The organism is Streptomyces sp. NPDC000410, assembly GCF_040300305.1.
Taxonomy (GTDB): domain Bacteria; phylum Actinomycetota; class Actinomycetes; order Streptomycetales; family Streptomycetaceae; genus Streptomyces.
On the sequence record NZ_JBEPDM010000012.1, the window covers coordinates 146,326 to 165,446 of the forward strand.

Annotated in this window: 20 protein-coding genes; 4 read left to right on the forward strand and 16 right to left on the reverse strand. The window is 71.9% G+C overall.

Translation table 11 applies throughout. From position 1 onward, the window contains the following. The 10 genes from ABT342_RS16180 to ABT342_RS16220 all read right to left on the reverse strand — a co-directional run bounded on the left by ABT342_RS16180 (nucleotide 1) and on the right by ABT342_RS16220 (nucleotide 9,235). A complete protein-coding gene (locus tag ABT342_RS16180; protein ID WP_351573121.1) occupies nucleotides 1–435 on the reverse strand; it encodes a hydrogenase maturation nickel metallochaperone HypA/HybF in 435 nt (144 codons plus the stop codon). Nucleotides 436–594: 159 nt separating this feature from the next. Continuing rightward, entirely contained in the window at nucleotides 595–702 is a 108-nt protein-coding gene (locus tag ABT342_RS38235; RefSeq protein WP_502965549.1) for a DUF6893 family small protein, read from the reverse strand. A gap of 22 nt (nucleotides 703–724) precedes the next feature. Next, on the reverse strand, nucleotides 725–1,258 hold the full coding sequence (locus ABT342_RS16185; RefSeq protein ID WP_351573124.1) for a hydrogenase maturation protease: 534 nt from the start codon (nucleotides 1,256–1,258) through the stop codon (nucleotides 725–727). Beyond that, entirely contained in the window at nucleotides 1,255–2,655 is a 1,401-nt protein-coding gene (locus ABT342_RS16190) for a hypothetical protein (RefSeq protein ID WP_351573126.1), read from the reverse strand. Before ABT342_RS16190 ends, ABT342_RS16185 begins: the two co-directional genes overlap by 4 nt. After that, on the reverse strand, nucleotides 2,652–3,344 hold the full coding sequence (locus ABT342_RS16195) for a DUF6084 family protein (RefSeq protein WP_351573128.1): 693 nt from the start codon (nucleotides 3,342–3,344) through the stop codon (nucleotides 2,652–2,654). The genes ABT342_RS16190 and ABT342_RS16195 overlap by 4 nt, the downstream gene beginning before the upstream one ends. Beyond that, entirely contained in the window at nucleotides 3,341–3,988 is a 648-nt protein-coding gene (locus tag ABT342_RS16200) for a DUF5947 family protein (protein ID WP_351573129.1), read from the reverse strand. Before ABT342_RS16200 ends, ABT342_RS16195 begins: the two co-directional genes overlap by 4 nt. Further along, complete coding sequence (locus tag ABT342_RS16205; protein WP_351573131.1) at nucleotides 3,985–4,521, reverse strand: NifU-related iron-sulfur-binding protein; 537 nt, start codon at nucleotides 4,519–4,521, stop codon at nucleotides 3,985–3,987. The genes ABT342_RS16200 and ABT342_RS16205 overlap by 4 nt, the downstream gene beginning before the upstream one ends. Continuing rightward, nucleotides 4,518–6,296, reverse strand: coding sequence for a nickel-dependent hydrogenase large subunit (locus tag ABT342_RS16210; RefSeq protein ID WP_351573205.1), 1,779 nt, complete (start codon nucleotides 6,294–6,296; stop codon nucleotides 4,518–4,520). Before ABT342_RS16210 ends, ABT342_RS16205 begins: the two co-directional genes overlap by 4 nt. Nucleotides 6,297–6,360: 64 nt before the next feature. Continuing rightward, the gene (locus ABT342_RS16215; protein WP_351573133.1) at nucleotides 6,361–7,455 is read right to left on the reverse strand and encodes an NADH-quinone oxidoreductase subunit B family protein; all 1,095 of its coding nucleotides are present in this window, start codon (nucleotides 7,453–7,455) and stop codon (nucleotides 6,361–6,363) included. A gap of 49 nt (nucleotides 7,456–7,504) precedes the next feature. Next, the gene (locus ABT342_RS16220; protein WP_351573136.1) at nucleotides 7,505–9,235 is read right to left on the reverse strand and encodes an enoyl-CoA hydratase-related protein; all 1,731 of its coding nucleotides are present in this window, start codon (nucleotides 9,233–9,235) and stop codon (nucleotides 7,505–7,507) included. A 230-nt stretch (nucleotides 9,236–9,465) separates the two neighbouring features. On the opposite strand from ABT342_RS16220, the gene ABT342_RS16225 reads away from it, so the two are divergent. The 3 genes from ABT342_RS16225 (at nucleotide 9,466) to ABT342_RS16235 (ending at nucleotide 12,050) form a co-directional block, all read left to right on the forward strand. Further along, nucleotides 9,466–9,828: a DUF779 domain-containing protein gene (locus ABT342_RS16225; RefSeq protein WP_351573139.1), complete on the forward strand. Its 363-nt coding sequence runs from the start codon at nucleotides 9,466–9,468 to the stop codon at nucleotides 9,826–9,828. 120 nt (nucleotides 9,829–9,948) lie between these two features. Next, nucleotides 9,949–11,121, forward strand: coding sequence for a phosphodiester glycosidase family protein (locus ABT342_RS16230; RefSeq protein WP_502965553.1), 1,173 nt, complete (start codon nucleotides 9,949–9,951; stop codon nucleotides 11,119–11,121). Between the two features lie 134 nt (nucleotides 11,122–11,255). Continuing rightward, a complete protein-coding gene (locus ABT342_RS16235; RefSeq protein WP_351573142.1) occupies nucleotides 11,256–12,050 on the forward strand; it encodes a VOC family protein in 795 nt (264 codons plus the stop codon). 72 nt (nucleotides 12,051–12,122) lie between these two features. Here the strand turns inward: ABT342_RS16235 and ABT342_RS16240 are convergent, their stop codons facing one another. The 5 genes from ABT342_RS16240 to ABT342_RS16260 all read right to left on the reverse strand — a co-directional run bounded on the left by ABT342_RS16240 (nucleotide 12,123) and on the right by ABT342_RS16260 (nucleotide 17,833). After that, a complete protein-coding gene (locus tag ABT342_RS16240) occupies nucleotides 12,123–13,634 on the reverse strand; it encodes a hypothetical protein (protein WP_351573211.1) in 1,512 nt (503 codons plus the stop codon). A 206-nt stretch (nucleotides 13,635–13,840) separates the two neighbouring features. After that, nucleotides 13,841–15,451: a serine hydrolase gene (locus tag ABT342_RS16245; RefSeq protein WP_351573145.1), complete on the reverse strand. Its 1,611-nt coding sequence runs from the start codon at nucleotides 15,449–15,451 to the stop codon at nucleotides 13,841–13,843. A gap of 39 nt (nucleotides 15,452–15,490) precedes the next feature. Next, nucleotides 15,491–15,685 (reverse strand): hypothetical protein, encoded by a 195-nt coding sequence (locus tag ABT342_RS16250; RefSeq protein WP_351573148.1) that lies wholly within the window; start codon nucleotides 15,683–15,685, stop codon nucleotides 15,491–15,493. A 128-nt stretch (nucleotides 15,686–15,813) separates the two neighbouring features. Next, nucleotides 15,814–16,680 carry a phosphatidylinositol-specific phospholipase C/glycerophosphodiester phosphodiesterase family protein gene (locus ABT342_RS16255; RefSeq protein WP_351573151.1) on the reverse strand — a complete coding sequence of 289 codons (867 nt, stop codon included), beginning with the start codon at nucleotides 16,678–16,680 and terminating at the stop codon, nucleotides 15,814–15,816. Between the two features lie 172 nt (nucleotides 16,681–16,852). Further along, nucleotides 16,853–17,833 (reverse strand): threonine ammonia-lyase, encoded by a 981-nt coding sequence (locus ABT342_RS16260; RefSeq protein ID WP_351573154.1) that lies wholly within the window; start codon nucleotides 17,831–17,833, stop codon nucleotides 16,853–16,855. A gap of 84 nt (nucleotides 17,834–17,917) precedes the next feature. Between ABT342_RS16260 and ABT342_RS16265 the strand changes: the two genes are divergently transcribed. Next, nucleotides 17,918–18,796, forward strand: coding sequence for a LysR family transcriptional regulator (locus tag ABT342_RS16265; RefSeq protein WP_351573157.1), 879 nt, complete (start codon nucleotides 17,918–17,920; stop codon nucleotides 18,794–18,796). Here ABT342_RS16265 and ABT342_RS16270 read toward each other — a convergent pair. After that, on the reverse strand, nucleotides 18,789–19,121 hold a 333-nt coding region (locus tag ABT342_RS16270), incomplete at its 5' end, for a hypothetical protein (protein WP_351573160.1). The genes ABT342_RS16265 and ABT342_RS16270 overlap by 8 nt on opposite strands.

A 19,121-nucleotide genomic window follows, 5' to 3' on the forward strand; every position in this document is an offset into this window, starting at 1 on the left:
TCAGCGCTCCTCAAGGACGGGTTCGCAGGTGCGTTCGGATTGTTCGCCGGGTCGTGCGTGTTGTCCGTCGGCGCACGCGTGATCCTGGCCGTCCTCCCAGCGCACGCTGACGATCTGCAGCTCGCGGCCCGCGAGCAGTTCGGCGGTCGGCTCGCCGCAGCCGGGGCAGCACAGGTTCGGCGGCATGCCGACCGCCCATTCGTCCGCGCACGGCGCGCAGCGGGCGCGTCCCGGTACGGGTTCCGCGACCAGTTCGGCGCCTTCCAGGACGGTTCCGGCGCAGGCCAGTTCGAAGCAGAAGGCGAGGGCGTCGGGGACCACCCCGGCCAGTTCGCCCACCTGGAGCCGTACGGCCCTGACCGCGGTGACGCCGCGGTCGCGCGCCGCTTCCTCCACCTGGCCGACGACGGCCAGGGCGATGGACATCTCGTGCACGGTCACCGTCCTGCCGTCGAAGGTCGCGGGTCGGTCAGGTCGCGTTCATTACACGGCCGGGTACGGGCGCGGGCGCGGCGGCTCGCCGATGCCCGCGGGCCGCGTACGCCGTTCGGTGGTGGCCCGGTGACGCCGTTCGGTGGTGGCCGGGTGACGGCGTCACATCCTGCGCATGCGCAGGTAGCGCCTGAGGTCGGGCAGGATCTGCTTCATCAGGGCGGCGAGGGCGGTGGCGGCGGCCGCGCCGCCGACGAGGGTCTTGTTCACTGGATCTCTCCTCACTTGCGGGTCATGTACGGATCGCCTGCGGGTCGCGTGCGGGCTCCCCCGTGCGGACCAGGTCCGTGACCATCCGCACGGCTTCCGGCACCGCGGCGGCCACCTGGGGGCTGAGGCCGATGCCCTCCTCGACTCGGGCGGGTTCGCAGCCCACCACCAGCGTGCGTCGTGGCGGGGTCCCGCCGGTGCCGGCGCACAGGTGCTCCAGCAGTGCCAGGACGGTGTCGGGGGACATGCGGTGACCGTCGATCAGGGTGTCCTGCGGTGCGCTGCCGCCGGGCGTGTCGGCCTCGATGAGGTACAGCGTTCCGGGCTCGCCGCCGCGCGCGGTGGCGTCGACGAGGACGAGCGTGTCGTACCCGTCGAGGAGCTGGTAGGCGAGGTGGACGCCGCGCACGCCGATGTCGGCGACCTCGACGTGCGCGGGCAGCGGCCGGCCGGCCAGGGCCCGCACGGTCTCGACGCCGAAGCCGTCGTCGCCGAGGAAGATGTTGCCGACGCCGGCGACGAGCGTGCGGAGGCCGGCGTGCGCGGGTGTGCTCACAGGTCCTCCAGGGGGACGACCTCGTCGGGCTGGAAGTACAGGAACCGGCCCTGTTCGCGCCGGATGTCGGCTCCGGGGTCGTCCTCCACGGTGACCGCCAGGTGCACTCCTCCGTCCACGTCGTGGAGTACGGCCTCGACGTGTGCGCTGCGGCCGTGCAGGAACAGGTCCTGGGCGTCGGTGCGGCGCGGGCCGGGCCGCAGCAGCACGCGGCTGCCCGCGCCGACCGGGCGTCCGTCGACGACGACGCGGTCGCGTTCCGGGTCCGCGCTCCCGTCGCTCGCCGGGTCCCACCAGGGGGTGTCGGGCCGGGCGGCGTCGGGCCGCGCGGGGCCCGGTTCGGTGACGTCCCGCAGGGCCCGTACCGCGCCGTGCAGGCGTTCCAGGATCTCGGGGGGCATCGAGTCGGCGAGGTCGATCACCGCGGCCGCCCGCTCGTCGGTCCCCCGCGCTTCGCGTTTCTCCTGGTCGGTGAGGGCCGCGGTGCGCAGCGCGAGGATCTCGTCGATCTCGGTGGCGTCGTAGAGCGCGCCGGGGCTCTCCGGGGCGATGGCCGGATGGTCCTCCAGGATGATCGGGGAGGACAGCAGCAGGTCCGCGCGGCCCGGTTCACCCGCGAGCACGGGCCAGGTGTGCTGGTTGCGGCAGGCCCTCACCGCGCCCCTGGCCCACTCGGGCGGGTCGGTCATCGACAGGAAGGACCCGGCGTCGAGGTGCAGCAGGAGGTGGGCGGCGACCAGCGACCTGGGGAGCACGGCGTCGCGGTCGGTGTCGGCGCCGTCCGGTGACCAGGCGGAGGTGTTGCGTACGACGGCGGTCAGCCGCATCACCCGGTAGGGGCCGTCGAGTTCCCGCGCGGTCAGCCGTACGGTGCCCGCGATCTCCTCGCAGCGGCGCACCAGGCGGCCGACGGTCCGGCCGTCCCCGTCGTGTACGGGTTCGGTGTCCTCGCGCGCCGGGCGGGTGAAGGGGACGGTGACACCGCCGTCCCGGGTCAGTTCGGCGACGGTGGCGGTGATCTCGACGCGTTCTTCGGCTCCCTCGTCCCAGGGGACCAGGACGCGGTCGTCGAGGTGGAGTTCGGGGACGGTCTCGAAACCGCCGTCCTCGCGGGCCCGTTGCACGGTCCGGCGCCGGGCGTGCAGGAAGCGCAGTTCCACGCAGAGCGTCGCCCCGGACTTCGGTTCCATCAGGCATTCGGTCTGCTGGAAGTCGTGCTCGTCCCCGGCGCGGCCGGGCGGTACGAGCACCCCGAACTGCCAGCGCAGCCGGTTCTTGGCGGCCGATGCCCGGTACGGGTACAGCACGTAGCCCTCGAAGAGCACGGCGTCGGCCACTTCGCGGGCGGTGGCGAACCGGGACCGGGTCCGTGGGCTGAACGTGGCGGTCGTCGTCACGGTGCGGTCCTCTCGGCGAGACGGCGCAGCAGCGCCGAGGCCGGCGGGTCCGGTGGCTCGGGCGGGTCCGCCGTTTCCAGGAGTGCCTGGACGGTCGCCTCCCAGGACGGCAGCGCCCACCGCGAGCGGAAGGCGAGCAGGGCGTCCATGGTGTCGCGGGGCAGCCGGATCCAGCCGCAGCCCGGGAAGTGCTGCTCGACCATCTCCCGCCATACGTCCACCGGCAGCCGGAAGGACGCCTCCCGGTCCCAGGGCACGGGCTCCACGCGGAATCCGGCCGCGCCGGTGAACGCGGTCCCCGAGAAGAGCATCAGCAGCGGCACCTCGCCGCCCGAGAGCGCGTTGAAGTACCGGGTCGCGGCGATGTCCATGTCGTAGGTGCAGGGCACGACGAGGTCGGTCTCCACCTCGCCGGTGAAGCCGGGGACCATGAGCGAGACGTGGGCGAACTGGATCGGGTTCAGCGTGCTGCCCCAGCGGGAGCGTTCACCGAACAGGTCCACGAGCCCCTCGGCCTCCGCGGCCTCGTAGCCGCGCCTGGCCGGTTCGATACGGATCTGGCAGCGCAGCGCGAGGGCGTGCACCCGGGCGCCTTCGGAAGCGGTGACGCGCAGCCGGAAGACGAGGGTGGGGCCGGCGGCGTACTGGTCGGCTCGTACGCCGACGCAGCTGAAGGAGAACTCCGTCACGGCTTTTCCGCCTCTGTCAGTGGGCGGGCTCGTCGCCCGACGTGTTCGAAGAACGTCCGCAGCTCGGCCCTGGCCTCCGCGCCGCCGTCGAAGCCCTGCCACCGCAGGCGCATCCGGCCCACCAGCTCGTAGCAGATGTCGATCGGCACGAGGTGGCACTCGGCCCGGCCCTCGGTGCGGCGTACGAGCAGAGCCTCGACGTCGGGTTCGAGGAGCCCGGCCAGTCGGCTGCCGCCGAGGGCCTCCTGCCAGGCGGACGGTTCGAGTTCGCTCTCGGTCGCCCCGGCCGGGCTCGGGTACAGGGCGACGAGCCGGTTCAGCGCGGCGTTGCGGAAGAAGAACGCGACGCCGACCGGGATCCGCAGGAGGTCCCACGCGCTGTCGTCGAGGCGGTGGGCGGGGTCGTACAGGTAGCGGTCCGGCACCGTACGGAAGCGGCCGTCCCCCGGGCCCGGCTGCTCGAACAGCAGGGCGCAGGGCGTGCAGGCGCAGGCCAGTGACCGCTTCTCCGTGTCCACCAGATGCCGGTGGCCGCCTTCGGCCACCGGCACGGCGCACAGCTCGCACCGCTCAGGACCGGGTTCGCGCGGTGCCACGAACCGGCGCAGTCCCCGGATGTCCCGGTCGGCCCGGACCGCGCTCACGACGCCGTCGCCGGGGCCGGGCGTCCGGGCGCGGCGGCCCGGCCGGTCCCGATCTGCAACAGGGGCGGCTCCTTGGCGGGCTGCTCCAGTTCCACCGTGTTCACTTCGGGCGCGAAGCACGCGAGGGCGTCCTCGACGGCCTGCCGGCCCGCGTCCGGGCCGCTCCCGCACCCGCAGCCCCCGCCCGCGGAGGCCCGCAGACGGAGGGCGCCGGTGGCTCCGTCGTAGGCCACGACCTCGACGGGATGCTCACGCAGCGCGCGTGAGATCCGTGCGGGGGTGTCCTCCGGGTGCAGGTCGTGCAGGACCAGCAGGCTCGCCACGAGCTCGTCGCCGAGCAGAGCGGACAGCTGCCCGCCGGCCTTGGGGGTGTCGAGGAGCGTGACGATCCGGTGGAGTCCCGCGCCGTAGAAGTCCATCAGGACCCGTACCAGTTCCTCGGCCGCCGCGGCCGCCGCCGGATCGGAGGTGGCGGTCAGCCGGTCGAGGACCTCCTCGACGCGCCGCCCGGTCTCCTGCGCGCTCGCGCTCATCCGGCCAGTCCGCTCAGGCCGGTGGGGACGTGCATCTTCTGCACGGTCTTCCCCTCGCCCACGTACATGTGGACGCCGCACGGCAGACAGGGGTCGAAGCTGCGCACGGCGCGCATGATGTCGATGCCCTTGAAGTTCTCCGGGGAGTTCTCCTCGAAGATCGGCGTGTTCTGCACGGCGTCCTCGTAGGGACCGGGTGTTCCGTAGGTGTCGCGGGTGCTGGCGTTCCACGGGGTCGGCGGGTAGGGGTGGTAGTTGGCGATCTTGCCGTCCCGGATCACCATGTGGTGCGAGAGGACGCCGCGTACGGCCTCGGTGAAGCCGACGCCGATGCTCTCGTCCGGCACCTCGAACTTCTCCCAGGTCTGGGTGCGTCCCGCGCGTACCTCGTCCAGCCCCTTCTCGGCGAAGTGCAGCGCGAGCGCGGCGGTGTACGCCTGGAAGTAGGTGCGGGCGCGGTTGCGTTCGAGCGCGTTGCTCCAGCGCGGGATCTTCCATTCGAAGCGGGCCTCGGGCTTGGTCATCGTGCGCGGCAGGTTGATGACCACGCTGTTGCCGGTCGCCTTGACGTACCCGGTGTCGACGAGTCCGGACAGGGCGGTGGACCACAGGCGCGCGATGGGCCCGCCGCCGGTGTCCAGGGCGAGGTAGTCCTTGCCGTCGTACCAGCGGGGGGACATCACCCAGCTGTACTTGTCGTCGAAGTTCCGCTTCTGCGGGGCGGGGATGGTGTGCTGGTTCCAGGGGTGGCGGGGGTCGACGGGGTTGCCGAGCGGGTCGTGCGTGACGAACTGCTCCTGGCCCTCCCAGTCCTCGTAGTACGAGCTGCCCAGCAGGATCCGGATGCCGAGGTTGATCTGGGTGAGGTCGTTGGTGACGAGCTTCCCGTCCACGATGATGCCCGGGGTGACGAACATCTTCCGTCCCCAGTCGGTCATGTTGGCGTACGTGAAGTCGCAGTACTCGGGGTCGTTGAGCGCGCCCCAGCAGCCGAGCAGCACGCGTCGGCGGCCGACCTCCTCGTACCCGGGCAGGGCCTCGTAGAAGAAGTCGAACAGGTCGTCGTGCAGCGGGACGACGCGCTTCATGAACTCCACGTAGCGCGTGAGCCGGGTGAGGTAGTCCGTGAACAGCTGCACGGAGGCGACCGTGCCGACGCCGCCGGGGTAGAGCGTGGAGGGGTGCACGTGGCGGCCCTCCATCAGGCAGAACATCTCGCGGGTGTAGCGGCTCACCTGGAGGGCCTCGCGGTAGAACTCGCCCTCGATCGGGTTGAGCGACCGCATGATGTCGGCGATGGTGCGGTAGCCGTGGTCGCCCGCGTGCGGCGCCTCGGTGCGCTGCGCCAGCTCCCAGACTCCCGGGTTGGTCTCGCGGACCATCTTCTCGCAGTAGTCGACCCCGACCAGGTTCTCCTGGAAGATGTTGTGGTCGAACATGTACTCGGCAGACTCGCCGAGGTTGATGACCCACTCACCGAGGTGCGGGGGCTTCACGCCGTACGCCATGTTCTGCGTGTAGACGGAGCAGGTGGCGTGGTTGTCCCCGCAGATGCCGCAGATGCGGCTGGTGATGAAGTGCGCGTCCCGCGGGTCCTTGCCCCGCATGAAGACGCTGTAGCCGCGGAAGACCGAGGAGGTGCTGTAGCACTCCGCGACCCGCTTCTGCTTGAAGTCGATCTTCGTGTGGATGCCGAGGCTGCCCACGATCCGGGTGATCGGATCCCAGGACATCTCCACCAGGCCGTCTCCGGCCGCCTTCGCCTGTGTCGCCATCGTCTCTGCGGTGCCCTTCGTCACGTCTTCAAGCAGGAGGTGGGGGTCGGTGCCTGGATGCGGGTCACTTGGGCCACGGGGCCCGGTAACCGGTGGTGATCTTTTCGCCCGTGTGCCGCCACTTGGGCTCCTTGTCCACCGTCCTGGCGGTGATCGAGCGGAGTCTGCGGACCACGGCTCCGTACACGCCGCTGCCGGTGACGGAGAGCCGCGCGCCGGGCGGTTCGTCCATGAACGGCATGAACATGTCGGGGAAGCCGGGCATGGTGCAGGCGATGCAGATGCCACCCACGTTCGGGCAGCCGCCGATGCCGGCCATCCAGCCGCGCTTGGGTACGTTGCACTTGACGACGGGGCCCCAGCAGCCGAGCTTGACCAGGCACTTCGGGGAGTCGTACGACTCGGCGAACTGACCCTGCTCGTAGTAGCCGGCCCGGTCGCAGCCCTCGTGCACGGTGGCGCCGAACAGCCAGGTGGGGCGGAGCTTGTCGTCCAGCGGGATCATCGGAGCGGCACCGGCCGCCTGGTAGAGCAGATAGGTCAGCGTCTCCGAGAAGTTGTCGGGCTGGATCGGGCAGCCGGGAACGCACACGATGGGGATGCCGGCCTTGGACTTCCAGTCCCAGCCGAGGTAGTCGGGCACCCCCATGGCTCCGGTCGGGTTGCCCGCCATCGCGTGGATACCGCCGTACGTGGCGCAGGTGCCGATCGCGACGACGGCCAGGGCCTTGGGCGCCAGCCGGTCGATCCATTCGCTGGTGGTGATCGGCTGGCCCGTCTCCGGGTTGTCGCCGAAGCCGCACCAGTACCCCTCCTGCTTGACCGACTCGTTGGGGACGGACCCCTCGACGACCAGGACGAAGGGGTCGATCTCGCCGCGCTCACCCTTGAAGAACCACTCGATGAACGTGTCGGCACCCCCCACCGGCCCGCATTCGAAGTCGATCAGCGGCCAGTGGACCTGGATCTTCGGCAGGCCGGGCAGGGCACCGGTCACGATCTCCTCGATGCTCGGCTGCATCGCGGCCGTCAGGGCCACCGAGTCGCCGTCGCAGCTGAGACCCGCGTTGATCCAGAGGATGTGGATCGGCGGCGTCTCCTCGGCGGTCGCACCGGATGCGCCCGCGGCTTCGGCCGTGGTCGGCGTTGCTGCATCCATGGGGATGCCTCCTAGGGGAGGTATGCGGCGAATTTCCTGATTTTCGACATCAGCTCTCTTGGTAACAGGGATTCGCCACGTCTGCGACATCGAGCGGGGCCGAACCGGTGACGAGGTGCGGCGGGGTGCGGGGCGGTTTCTCCTTGCGAACGAACGCGCGACGCAGGGCGTGGTAGGGCGCGGCGGGATCGAAGAAGGTCCGTCGCATGCGGACCAGTTCCTCCTCCCGGTACGCGGCCAGCGGCCTGCGGGCCTCCTGCCGGTCGCGTTCCGCCTTCTTCCGAGCGATCCGGGACTGCGCCGCGGGCAGCGAGGCCAGCCGTCCCGCGAGACGGACGACCTCGCCCGTGAAGTCCCGCGGGGCGCACTCGACGATCCGGTCGACCAGTCCGAGCCGCTGCGCCGCCGCCGCGCTCACCGGCAGCGCGTCGCGCATCAGCCGGGCGGCCACCGCCGGACCCACCCTGCGGGGCAGGGTGTACGTCCAGTACTCGGAGCCGTACAGCCCCATCAGCCGGTAATGGGGGTTGAGTACGGCGCCGGACCTGCACCACACCTCGTCGGCGGCCAGCGCCAGCATCACCCCGCCGGCCGCGGCGTTCCCGCCGACGGCGGAGACGACCAGGCGGTCAGTGGTCGTCAGGACGGCCTCGACCAGGTCGTCCATGGCGTCGATGTTGTTCCACGACTCCGCGGCGGGGTCGTCGGCCGCTTCGATCACGCCGAGGTGGATGCCGTTGGAGAAGAAGTCCCGGCCACCGCCCAGCACCAGCACCGACGTGGGCCGTGAGCACGCCTCCCGGTAGGCGTCGAGCAGACGCCGGCAGTGCGTCGTGCTCATCGCCCCGCCGGGGAACGAGAAGGAGAGAAGGCCTACGTGTCCGTCCTCGCGGTAGCGGATGTCGGTCCAGGTGCGGCGGCCCTCGCCCGGCGTGAGCGGTGCGGGGTCCTCCGGCAGTGCGGGCAGCCGGTCGGCGAGCGCGCGCACGGCGGGCAGTCTGACGGTGACGGGGCCGCCCGGTGTGCGCCGGGGGCGCAGCTCGGGGATCCACACGGCACCGTCCACCGTGGCGCGGCAGATCGCGCCGGCCCGGGTCGCCAGCAGCTCGCCCGGCCGTCCGCGCAGCGTGTCCTCGGGGTGGCCCCCGTGCAGGTACCACTCGCCACCGAGCAGTTCGTCCAGCACACCGGGCTGCGAGTCGGCGGCGCGCAGCTTGCGAAGGACCGCCTCGGTGCTGTCCGACTCCCAGTCGATGCGCCGGACGTCCTGGCGGAGGTACGGACGTACGCGGCCCGAAGTGGCCTGCGGCCTCGGGGCGTACGTCCCGGACGCGAAGCGGTCGACCGCGAGCATCACGGCCTCCAGCGCGGCGTCGGCGATCTCGCCCCGGTACAGGTCGCTCTTGGCCACCGGCGGCACCGGGCAGTCGACCGACGCCCACACGTCGCCCGCGTCCATCTCCGCGTTGGCCTGAAGGACCGTCACGCCCCACCGGCCGGCTCCCTCGTGCAGGGCCCAGTCGAGGGACGAGGGTCCCCGGTCGCCCACGGGTCCCGGGTGGACGATGAGACACGTGTACGCGGACCACACGTCGTCGGGGAGGGCGGTCCTCAGCATCGGCGCCACGATCAGCCCGGGGGCGTACCGGCGGACGGCGTCGCGCAGGGACGTGTCGTCCAGCGCCAGCTCCACCGCCACGGCGTGACCCTTGTCCCGCAGTTCGCAGTGGACCCGCTGCGTGAGGCTGTTGAACGCGCTCGCGACGAGCAGGATACGCATCGCGGCCTCCCGGCGACCTCGGATCGGGGCCGGGAGAGGCCCGGCCGCCAGCGATCATCCGCACACCGGAGCGGCCCCGGCGCGGGGCGGGCCGCCGGGGTCACCCGAAAGCGGACACCGGGGCGCCCACTCGGCGCTGCGCGGAGCGTGCAACCTCCTCGCAACGTCGTGGGGAGTTGACTGACCCGCGACGCACCGAGACGAGACACCGAGACGAGGGGGCTGCCCGCATGTCATCCGTCGACGTCCCGCTCGTGGAGCTCACGCCCGCCGCCGCCGAGCTGGTGCGGCGACTGCGGGCGGCCCACGGGCCGCTGATGTTCCATCAGTCGGGCGGCTGCTGCGACGGCAGCGCCCCCATGTGCTACCCGGAGGGCGAGTTCCGTACGGGCGCGTCCGACGTCCTGCTGCGGTCGCTGTCCGTCGAGGGGGTCGCCGAGCCTGTGGACTTCTGGATCTCGGCGAGCCAGTACGAGGTGTGGCGGCACACCCGCCTTATCGTCGACGTCGTCGAGGGCCGGGGCAGCGGCTTCTCGCTGGAGGCGCCCGAGGGAGTGCGTTTCCTGATCCGTTCCCGACTGGTCGGCTCGTAGACTCCCGCGCCGCGCCAACTCGCCCCACAATGACGACAGTTGACCGGACGCCACGACGCCGCCTGGGGGACTGCGACGGTGACAGGAAGCCACGCCCGTGCCCGAACGGTGCTGACCGTGCTGCTGGCCTGGTGCGCACTGGTCGCACCGGGTGTCGCGGACGCCGCGTCGGCCTGGCAGCGCATCGCGCCGGGCGTCACGTACCGGCAGTTCGACATTCCGGCCGCCGGCGGCACGGCGCGGGCGCATCTGCTCGTGGTCGATCTGCGTGACGGGCGGGTGACGGCCGGGCTGCTGCACCCGGGCGTCGTCGCGGCCCGCGCGACGGTGTCCGCGCTCGCCGACGGGGTGGGCGCGGTGGCCGCGGTCAACGGCGACTTCTTCAACATATCGGAGACCCAGCACCCGGGCGTGGAGGCGACGGGCGCGCCGGTCGGACCGGCCGTCGCGGGCGGCAGGGCCCTCAAGGCGGCCGTACCCGACGGCCAGCGCTTCGGCCCCGCGCTGCCGCCCGGCACGTCCACCCGCGAGGTGCTGGGCGTCGGCGCCGACGGCCGGGCCCGGCTCGGGCGGCTGGAGCTGGCGGGCGAGGTGGTCGTGCCCGGCGACCGGATTCCGCTCGCCGGACTGAACCAGTACGCGCTGCCGGTGGGTTCGGTCGGCGCGTTCACCTCCCGGTGGGGCGAGGTCTCCCGGGTCCGGGCGACCTGCGGGACGGACACCGACCGGGGGGCGCCGTGCAGCGGCGACACCTACGAGGTGACGGTGCGCGGTGGCCGGGTGGTGTCGGTCGCGACGGCCCCGGGCCGGGGCCCGATCGCCGCGGGCACGACGGTCCTGGTGGGCCGGGAGGCCGGGGCGGCACGGTTGCGGGGGCTCCTCCCGGGCGACCGGGTGACGGTGCGGCACCGGCTGGTCGCGGCGGGCACCTGGGTGCCGTACCGCTTCGCGGTCGGCGGCTATCCCGTGCTGCGGGGCGGCGAGCCGCTCGCCGGGCTCGACACGGTGGCCTCCGCCGTGCGCTCGGCGGCGGGCATCGCGGACGGCGGCCGCCGGCTGCTGCTGCTCGCGCTGGACGGCGGGGCCGCGTTCCGGACCGGGCTGACCATCGCGGAGCTGGCGGCGGTCATGGCGGAGGCGGGCGCGGTGGACGCGTTCAGCCTGGACGGCGGTGGCTCGTCCACGCTGGTCGCGCGGGATCCGGGAGCCTCGGCGGTGACCGTACGCAATCATCCGAGCGGCGGGGCGCAGCGGCCCGTACCCAATGGCATCGGGGTCTTCGTGCGGTCGTGAAACCTCGTGGCGCCCCGTGTCACCGCGCGCGGCGGCCGTGGGCTGGCTAGCGTGGCCCACGAGCCATCCGGGCCATCCGGACCATCCGGGTCACCGGACCACGCAGATCATCTGGACAGAAGAGAGTCACCGTCATGGCCGCACCATCCGAAGGCACGCCGATCTGGGCCGACGCGATGTTCTCCGACCTGGAGGGCGCGCAGTCGTTCTACGGCGACGTTCTGGGCTGGACTTTCGGCGAGGCCTCGTCGGAGTTCGGGAACTACACACAGGCGTACTCCGACGGCAAGGCCGTCGCCGCCGTCGTACCGCCGATGCCCGGCCAGGAGGGACAGTCGGCATGGTGCCTGTATCTGGCCTCGCCGGATGCCGCCGCGACGGCCGAGAGGATCCGCCAGTGCGGCGGGACGGTCCTGATGGAGCCCATGACGGTCGGCGACTTCGGCACGATGTGCCTGGCCCGGGATCCGAGCGGGGTCACCTTCGGGGTCTGGCAGAGCGGCACCCATGAGGGCTTCGAGAAGATCGGCGAGCCGGGCTCGTTCGCCTGGGCCGAGGTGTTCACCCGGGAGCCCGAGAAGTCGGACGCGTTCTTCTCCGCCGTCTTCGGCTACGACACGCAGCGCATGGAGGACGAGCGCATCGACTACAAGATCTTCAGCCTGGGCGCGGACCGGCCCGTGATGGGCCGGATGAAGATGACCGACGAGGAGTTCCCGGCGGAGATTCCGCCGTACGTCCAGGTGTACTTCTCCGTGGCGAACTGCGACACGGCCGTGGCCGCCGCGGAGCGGCTGAACGGGACGCTGGCCTTCGGGCCGATGGACAGCCCGTTCGGGCGGTTCGCGGCCGTCGTCGATCCGCAAGGGGCGCCGTTCGCCGTCATCGACCTGCAGACGACGGTCGGCGAGGCGCCGAAGATGACGTGATGACGGCCTGACGAGGGCCGGACGAGGCCGCCCGCGTGCCCGGATCTCGCGATCCGGGCACGCGGGCGCGTGTCAGCCCTGGTCGCGTACGGCCAGGATGCCGTTGAAGACACCGACGTACGCGGTGCCGTCCGGGCCGATCGTGATGGGCGCCCAGTTGTTGTCGTAGAGCGGACCGGTGCCGGTGAGCCGGCTCCAGCGCCGCTCGCCGGTGCGGAAGTCGACGGCGGTCAGGTACCAGGCGTCGATGCCGAGCTTGTTGGGGCGCTTCTCGTAGAAGTAGAGCAGCCCGTTCGCGGTGGAGAGCTTCGGAACCGTGGACGGGGAGCGGACGTCGCTCTCCCAGACCGTGTCGCAGCCGCTGCCGTCCGCGCGTACGTCGATGCGGGTGACTCCGCCGGTCACGCTGCGGCCGAAGGTGAGCGACGTGGGGTTCTCGTAGCCGTAGTTGTTCTCGACGACGAGGCTGTTGCCCCAGCTGATGAGGGAGTTGTCGGTGGTGGAGGCCCCGGAGCCGAAGACGGGGACCTTGCAGACGAGCCGGTCCTCGGCGGGGACGTCGACGCCGCGCCGGTAGACGAGGACGTTCATACGGTCGTCGGCGTTGTCGGTGATCGCGACGTACTCGCCGCCCTCGCCGAACAGGTCGGGGGTGGTCCCGGAGCCCTGGTTGACGGAGCCGGGCTTGGTGCCCGTGCCGCGGTCGTAGGTCTGGCGCCACTGCGTGACGGGGGTGCCGTCGGCGGCGGCACGGAAGCTGTAGAGGGCGTGGTCGGTGACGATCGAGACCCCGTCCTCGGCGACCGAGAAGGAGTTCTGGATCTCCTCGCCCTTGAGCTGTACGGAGCGGATGACCCCGGTCCGCGGGTCGACGGTGCCGACCCGGCCGAGCCTGGTCACCCACCAGATGCGGCCCTGCCAGTCGGGCATCACGGAGGTGACGGGGTCGCAGGTGCCGCTCGGGAAGAGGTTGGTCCAGCTGACGCAGTCGTGCGGGACGTGGGAGGTCAGATCCCAGTCGTCCTCGACCACGAACTTCCAGCTGCCGTCGGCGGCCTGGGTGTGGGCGATGCGCAGGATGTGCTGGCGCGAGTCAGCGAGGACGACCCGGTCCTGGTCGTCGAGGTAGAAGTAGGCGCCGCCCGAGGTGTCCTTGAAGATCTTCGAGAAGTCGAGGCGGGTGATGGCCTCGACGGTGGACGAGCGCTGCGGCAGCTTGTACTCGGCCAGCGTGTCGAGGGTGCGCGGGTCGAGCAGCTTGAGCAGGAAGCCGGAGAACGTGCCGCAGACGGTCACGAGCCGGCCGGCCGAGTCGAAGGTGGCGGTGGCGCATTCGCCGCCGAGCGGGGCGATCTGCTCGCTGGTGACGGACGGATCGCGCCCGAGCGGGCCCAGGTAGGGGTGGGTGCCGCTGCCCGCCGCGTCGGCGTGCATACCGCTGCGGCCGTTGGGGGCGAGATACGGATGCTGCGGCGGAGGCCTGCCGGGTACGGAGGCGGCTGTGGCGGGCGCCCCGTCGTAATCGCTCACCAGACGGTGCCCGGGGGCCTTGGGGATCTCGCCGGCCCCGGCGGTGGCCGGCATCGCGAACGTGCTCGCGGACACGGCGAGGGTCAGGGCCAGTGCGCGGGCGAGCGCTCTACGGGACAATGTCTCGGCTCCTTTTTGAACAATCGTCAGTCGCGCCGCCGCCCGACGCTAGAGCCGCCCCCGTGAAGTGTCCATGGACGTGCCACGGGTTTCATGGGCACTTCATGATCGCGCAACAGACCGCAACAACTGGGCCCTGATCAGGTGCGGGTGAAGGTTCCGAGATCGTTCTCGTCGAGGTATTCGACACGCACGCGGGTGGCCTTGCCGCCGCTGTCCCCGGTGAAGGTGACGCCGGTGAGTCCCACCGCGTTCTCGCCGGTGGTGGGGAAGCTGAAGGTGTCGCCGTCGTAGTGGGTGAGAGGGAACCGCTGTGGTTTCGGGCCGAGTTCGAGGGTGAGCCCGCCGCCCGCGGCCGTGACGTTCAACCGCCCGTAGTAGGGGCTCGTGTACGTCCCGGTGTACGAGCTGTCGGGGCGCGCCGCCTTGCGGCTCGCGGGCGGATCGGCGTAGTCCGTGGGGGACTTGTCGGCCTTCTCCTGCTGCGCGTACAGCGCGGCGACGAGCGGCAGCCAGTCGGTGCTGGGCTTCCCGTTCTGGGCGATGTCGAAGAAGTCGAGCGCCACGGAGTCGGCCAGCCCGACCGGCTGGCCGTTGGTCAGGACGATGATGCCGAGCTGCTCGCCGGGCAGCATGGTCACGTTCGTGTTGGCGCCCAGCTCGAAGGCGCCGGAGTGGCTGAGCCGGAGCCTGCCGTGATCGTCGTATCCCACGTTCCAGCCCAGACCGTAGAAGCCGGTGCGGCCGGCCGGGGCCGGCGGCGGCTGGGAGACGATCTCGGGCAGGTGGGTGCGGGCCAGGCTCTCGGCGTCGACGATCTGCTTCCCGTCGAGCTTTCCGTTCGCCAGCTGCAGCCGCAGCCAGCGGGTCATGTCACTCGCCGTGGAGCTGGCACCACCGGCGGGTGACTGGGCGTCCGCGTCCCGCACGTACCGGGCCTGCCAGCTGCCGCCCGCCGTCCTGACATGGCCGACGGCCTTGTCGGGCGCCTTCTCGTAGTCGGCGAAGCGGGAGCTCGTGGAGGCCATCTTCGCGGGCTTGTAGAGCAGGTCGTCGGAGAGCTTCTCCCAGCTGACGCCCCCGGCGCGGGCGACGGCCTCAGCGGCCGCGGTGAAGCCGAAGTTGGTGTAGGCGTAACTCGCGCGGAAGGGGGCGAGGGACTCGTACTTCAGATGGCCGAGGATGTACGACTGGTCGAACCCGAGGTCCTCCAGCAGGTCACCGGCGTGGTCGGGCAGGCCGCTGCGGTGCGAGAGGAGGTCGGCGATCGTGACGTGGCCGCTCACCCAGGGGTCCCCCAGCGTGAAGCCGGGCAGCCGCGGGGCCACGGGGTCGCCCCAGCGGACGGTCTTGTCGCCGACGGCACCGGCGACGACCGTGGAGGCGAGTGGCTTGGACACCGACGCGAGCTGGAAGACGGTGTCGGGGCCGACCCTGGCGCTCTCGCCGGCTTCGCGGACGCCGAACCCCTTGAGATGGACCACCTTGTCCCGGTACACGACACCCACGGCGACGCCCGGCACACCGGTCCGCTTCATGCCCTTCTCGACGATGCCGTCGAGCTTCGCCACCGCGCTGTCCACGTCGCTCCGGTCCAGCAGGGGCGGGGGCTGCGGAGGAGGCTGTGACCCGGCCGGTGCGGGCGGGACGGCGCCCGGAGCGAGGGCGAGCGCTCCGGCCAGCACGGCGGACGCTCCCCACACGGCGAGCACGCGGCCTCTGCCCGGTCGCACGCTCTCGGCGGCACGCATACACCCATTCAACGCCCGAAGCGGGTCCCCCGCAGCGTGTCAGGGCTGGAGCCTGGACACCACGTCAGCGGTGGCGGAAACCCCGTTCTGGATGGTAGGCGCCATGCTCGTGCCCGCCATGAAGAACCCGAGCAGGGCACAGACCAGGGCGTGGGAGAGTTTCAGGCCTCCGTTGCGCAGATAGATGATCGCGAGGACGAGGAGCAGGAGTACGACTGATACGGACACGGCCATCGCCAACCTCCATTGCCGCAAGGGATGTGCGGCATTCGGCGGCCAGTGTGTCGGAGTGCGGGCTCCGGATGGCCGACTGGCGTGTCCGCCGGTCGGGTGATCCTTGAAACCGGGATTGACCTGGCTCGTCAGCGGGTGCGGCCGGGCGCGCGGCGCAGGAACCGCTCCAGACCGGCGAGGTCGTCGGTGTTGATGTGGTCGACACCGGCGGCGAGGAGCTCGGACCAGACCGCGTCGCGTGCGGCACCCGGCGCGTCGGGGGTGGCCCAGAAGCGGACGCGCTGCCCGCGGCCGTGGGCGGTGGAGACGATCTCGCGGAGCCGTTCGCGTTCGGCGGCGGGGATCGGGCCGGTGCCCTGCCAGCTGAAGCTGTGGGTCCAGTTGCTGGAGATCAGCGGGATGAAGGAGGCGGGCGCGGGCGCGGGGGCGGCGAGGTCGTCGAGGCGCCCGTCGTAGAACGCGTGGCGCACGCGCTGGGCCGCCATCGGCACCCGCGCGGCACGGTCGCCGGAGATGACGGGGGTGACGGCGCCGGGGTGGACGGCACCGTGCGCGTAGGTGGTGAGGATGCCGCGGTACTCGCCCAGTTGGCGGTGGAGTTCGCGGTACACGGCGGCGCCGTCGTGCTTGATGTCGACGAGGAGCTGCACGGGCCGCCGGTAACCGCGGTACACGGAGCCGTGATTGGCCTTCACCCGCTCCAGCAGCGGGTCCAGGTAGAGCGAGCGGAGGGTACGGGTGGGGTCGAGCTGCGCGGGCTCGTGGGCCACGAGGAGCTCTCCGTCGACCAGGAATATGTCGGCCTCGACGCTGGTGAAGCCGTGCGACAGGGCGTCGTACAGAGGCCGTTCATGCAGATAGTCGTTGTGCGCGTGGGCGCGGCCGAGGGGCCTTGGGCGGGCGGGGTGCGCGGCGGCCGTTCGGGCGGGCACGGCGGCGGTGGCCGCGGCGGCGAGCGAGGCGACGACGACAGAGCGGCGGGACAGCGGCGCCATGGAGTCTCCCGGGGGGCGCGGTGACGGAGGGACGGAATCGAGTATCCGTTCCTTTGCGGCCAACTCACCCAGAAAATCGCAGAGTTGGCTTGGCCGTCGCCGCCCGGTCCCCGTCCGTTCGCGTCCGTTCGTGTGCGGGGCGCCGCTGCGTGACGATCGCGGTCCCGCCCGATCAGGTGGCGCGTTCCGGTCCGGCACCGCTGCCCAGTGCGGCGATCTCGGCGGCGGAGGCGTTGCCACCGGTGCACACCACGGCGACGCGTTGTCCGGCAAAGCCGTCCGGGTCGGCCAGAACGGCGGCCAGTGCGGCTGCGCCGGCACCTTCCGCAAGGGTGTGCGCGTGACTGGCCAGCAGTCGCTGCGCTGCGAAGATCTGCGCGTCGGAGACCAGCCGGAAGTCGGCGAGGCCCGCACGCATGAGCTGCTGCGGCAGCGTGAACCCGCGTCCGGTGGCCAGGCCCTCGACAGCGGTCCGATCGGGACGCCGTACGCAGGCACCGGCCCGCCACGAATCGTGTGCCGCGGGCGCGGCGGACGACTGCACCGCGACGACCCGGCAGCCGGGTGCGAGCTCCGCGGCGACAAGGCAGGCCGCGGCGGCCCCGGTGCCGCTGCCGACGGGTACGACCACGGCGTCGAGGTCGGGCCGGGCCTGAAGGATCTCCAGATACGTGGTGCCGACGCCGGCCAGCAGGGCCGGGGTGTCGCCGGGGCTGACCAGGTGCCGGCCGTCGTCCGCCGCCAGCCGCTCGGCACGCTCCTGCGCCGCGGCCATGTCCGCGCCGTGCAGAACCGCCGTGGCACCGAGCGCGCGAACGGCGCGCACCTTCTCCGTGCTGGCCGTTGCCGGCATCACCACCGTGCAGGGGGCGCCGAACGCGGCACAGGCATAGGCCATCGACTGCGCGTGGTTGCCCGTGGAATAGGTGACCAGTCCGCGCGCCCGCCGCTCCGGAGCCATGGTGGCGAGCAGCGTCAGCCCGCCGCGCACCTTGAAGGCACCGACCGGTTGCACGTTCTCGTGCTTGACGTGGACGGTCGCGCCGGTCACCGCGTCGAGCGCCGGATAGGACCACATCGGCGTGACGGGCAGGTGCCCGGCCAGCAGGTCTCGAGCGGCGAGGACGTCGGCAGAGGTGAGTTCGTGTTCCATGCTGCCATCGTGGGTCCGGCCGTCCCATAGGTCCAATGCCATTCTTCATGCCAACTCATCAATGGGATTGATAGGTTGGACGGCATGCTCGACGTGACCCGCCTACGGGTGCTCGCCGCGGTCGCCAAACACGGTTCGGTCACCGCCGCGGCCCGCGCACTGAGTTACGCACAACCATCGATCAGCCACCACCTGGCCCGCTTGGAGAGCGAGACCGGCAGCAAGCTCGTGCAGCGGGTGGGCCGCGGCATTCGCCTGACCGACGCGGGCCGGATGCTGGCCGATCGCGCCGAGGAGATCCTGGGCCGCCTCGAAGCGGCAGAGGCCGAACTCGCCGCCCACACAGGGCTGCGTGCGGGCCGGGTCCGTCTGGCCGCGTTCCCCTCCGCCCTGGGTACGTTCGTCCCGCGGGCCGCCGCCGCGTTCACCGCCGCCCACCCTGACGTCGAGTTGCGCTTCACCGAGGCCGAACCGCCCGACGCGGCACGGCTGCTGCGATCGGGCGAGGTCGATGTGGCCCTGCTGTTCACCTACCCGGACACCTCACCGGCCGACGACGGGCTCCGCCGAACCCCGCTGCTCACCGAGTCGATCTACCTCGTGACCCCGGCCGGCCTGCCCGGCGACACTCTCGCCGACCACGCCACGCGCCGGTGGATCACGGGCTGCGAGCGATGCCGGCGGCACCTGGTGCGATCCTGCGCCGCCGCCGGTTTCACGCCCGACATCGCCTTCACCACCGACGACTACGTGGCGGTACAGGCGATCGTCGCGACCGGGCTGGGCGTCACCACACTGCCGGCCCTGGCCCTGGCCGCCCAGCGCAACCCCTCGGTGAGGCTGGTACGCCTCCCCGATCAGGAACGGCTGATCACCGCTGCGGTGCACGGAGAGGCGCCCGATCCGCCGGCGACCGCGGCACTGCTGGAACACCTCATGCGGGCGGCGGCCCGGATCACGTGATCCGGCCTCGCGCCCGGTTCAGCTGTTTCAGTTCGATGATGGTCGCGACGGCGCGCAGCCAGGTGGCCGCGGTGTCGTCGGCGCCGGTCCCGCCCTCGATTTCGGTGCCGGCCCGCAGCCACTCGCGTACGAGGTCGGCCGCCTCCGGGCGGGGCAGGGGCTCGGGCAGCTCCGCGGCATGGGCGAGTCCGCCGGCGCGCACCGTGTCGGCGAGGAAGGCGACCGAGCGCGGCTCGGTGCCGAGGCGGTCGAGGATGACGGCTGCGGCCGCGGCGCCGTCGCCGAACAGGGTGGTGCGCCGGGTGCCGGGCTCGGCGGTCAGGCC

Bases quoted from the DNA above. Each gene is read 5' to 3' on its own strand.
- ABT342_RS16205 (WP_351573131.1), bottom strand. From the start codon at position 4,521: ATGAGCGCGAGCGCGCAGGAGACCGGGCGGCGCGTCGAGGAGGTCCTC.
- ABT342_RS16210 (WP_351573205.1), bottom strand. From the start codon at position 6,296: ATGGCGACACAGGCGAAGGCGGCCGGAGACGGCCTGGTGGAGATGTCC.
- ABT342_RS16215 (WP_351573133.1), bottom strand. From the start codon at position 7,455: ATGGATGCAGCAACGCCGACCACGGCCGAAGCCGCGGGCGCATCCGGT.
- ABT342_RS16220 (WP_351573136.1), bottom strand. From the start codon at position 9,235: ATGCGTATCCTGCTCGTCGCGAGCGCGTTCAACAGCCTCACGCAGCGG.
- ABT342_RS16225 (WP_351573139.1), top strand. From the start codon at position 9,466: ATGTCATCCGTCGACGTCCCGCTCGTGGAGCTCACGCCCGCCGCCGCC.
- ABT342_RS16235 (WP_351573142.1), top strand. From the start codon at position 11,256: ATGGCCGCACCATCCGAAGGCACGCCGATCTGGGCCGACGCGATGTTC.
- ABT342_RS16240 (WP_351573211.1), bottom strand. From the start codon at position 13,634: ATGCCGGCCACCGCCGGGGCCGGCGAGATCCCCAAGGCCCCCGGGCAC.
- ABT342_RS16245 (WP_351573145.1), bottom strand. From the start codon at position 15,451: ATGCGTGCCGCCGAGAGCGTGCGACCGGGCAGAGGCCGCGTGCTCGCC.
- ABT342_RS16250 (WP_351573148.1), bottom strand. From the start codon at position 15,685: ATGGCCGTGTCCGTATCAGTCGTACTCCTGCTCCTCGTCCTCGCGATC.
- ABT342_RS16255 (WP_351573151.1), bottom strand. From the start codon at position 16,680: ATGGCGCCGCTGTCCCGCCGCTCTGTCGTCGTCGCCTCGCTCGCCGCC.
- ABT342_RS16260 (WP_351573154.1), bottom strand. From the start codon at position 17,833: ATGGAACACGAACTCACCTCTGCCGACGTCCTCGCCGCTCGAGACCTG.
- ABT342_RS16265 (WP_351573157.1), top strand. From the start codon at position 17,918: ATGCTCGACGTGACCCGCCTACGGGTGCTCGCCGCGGTCGCCAAACAC.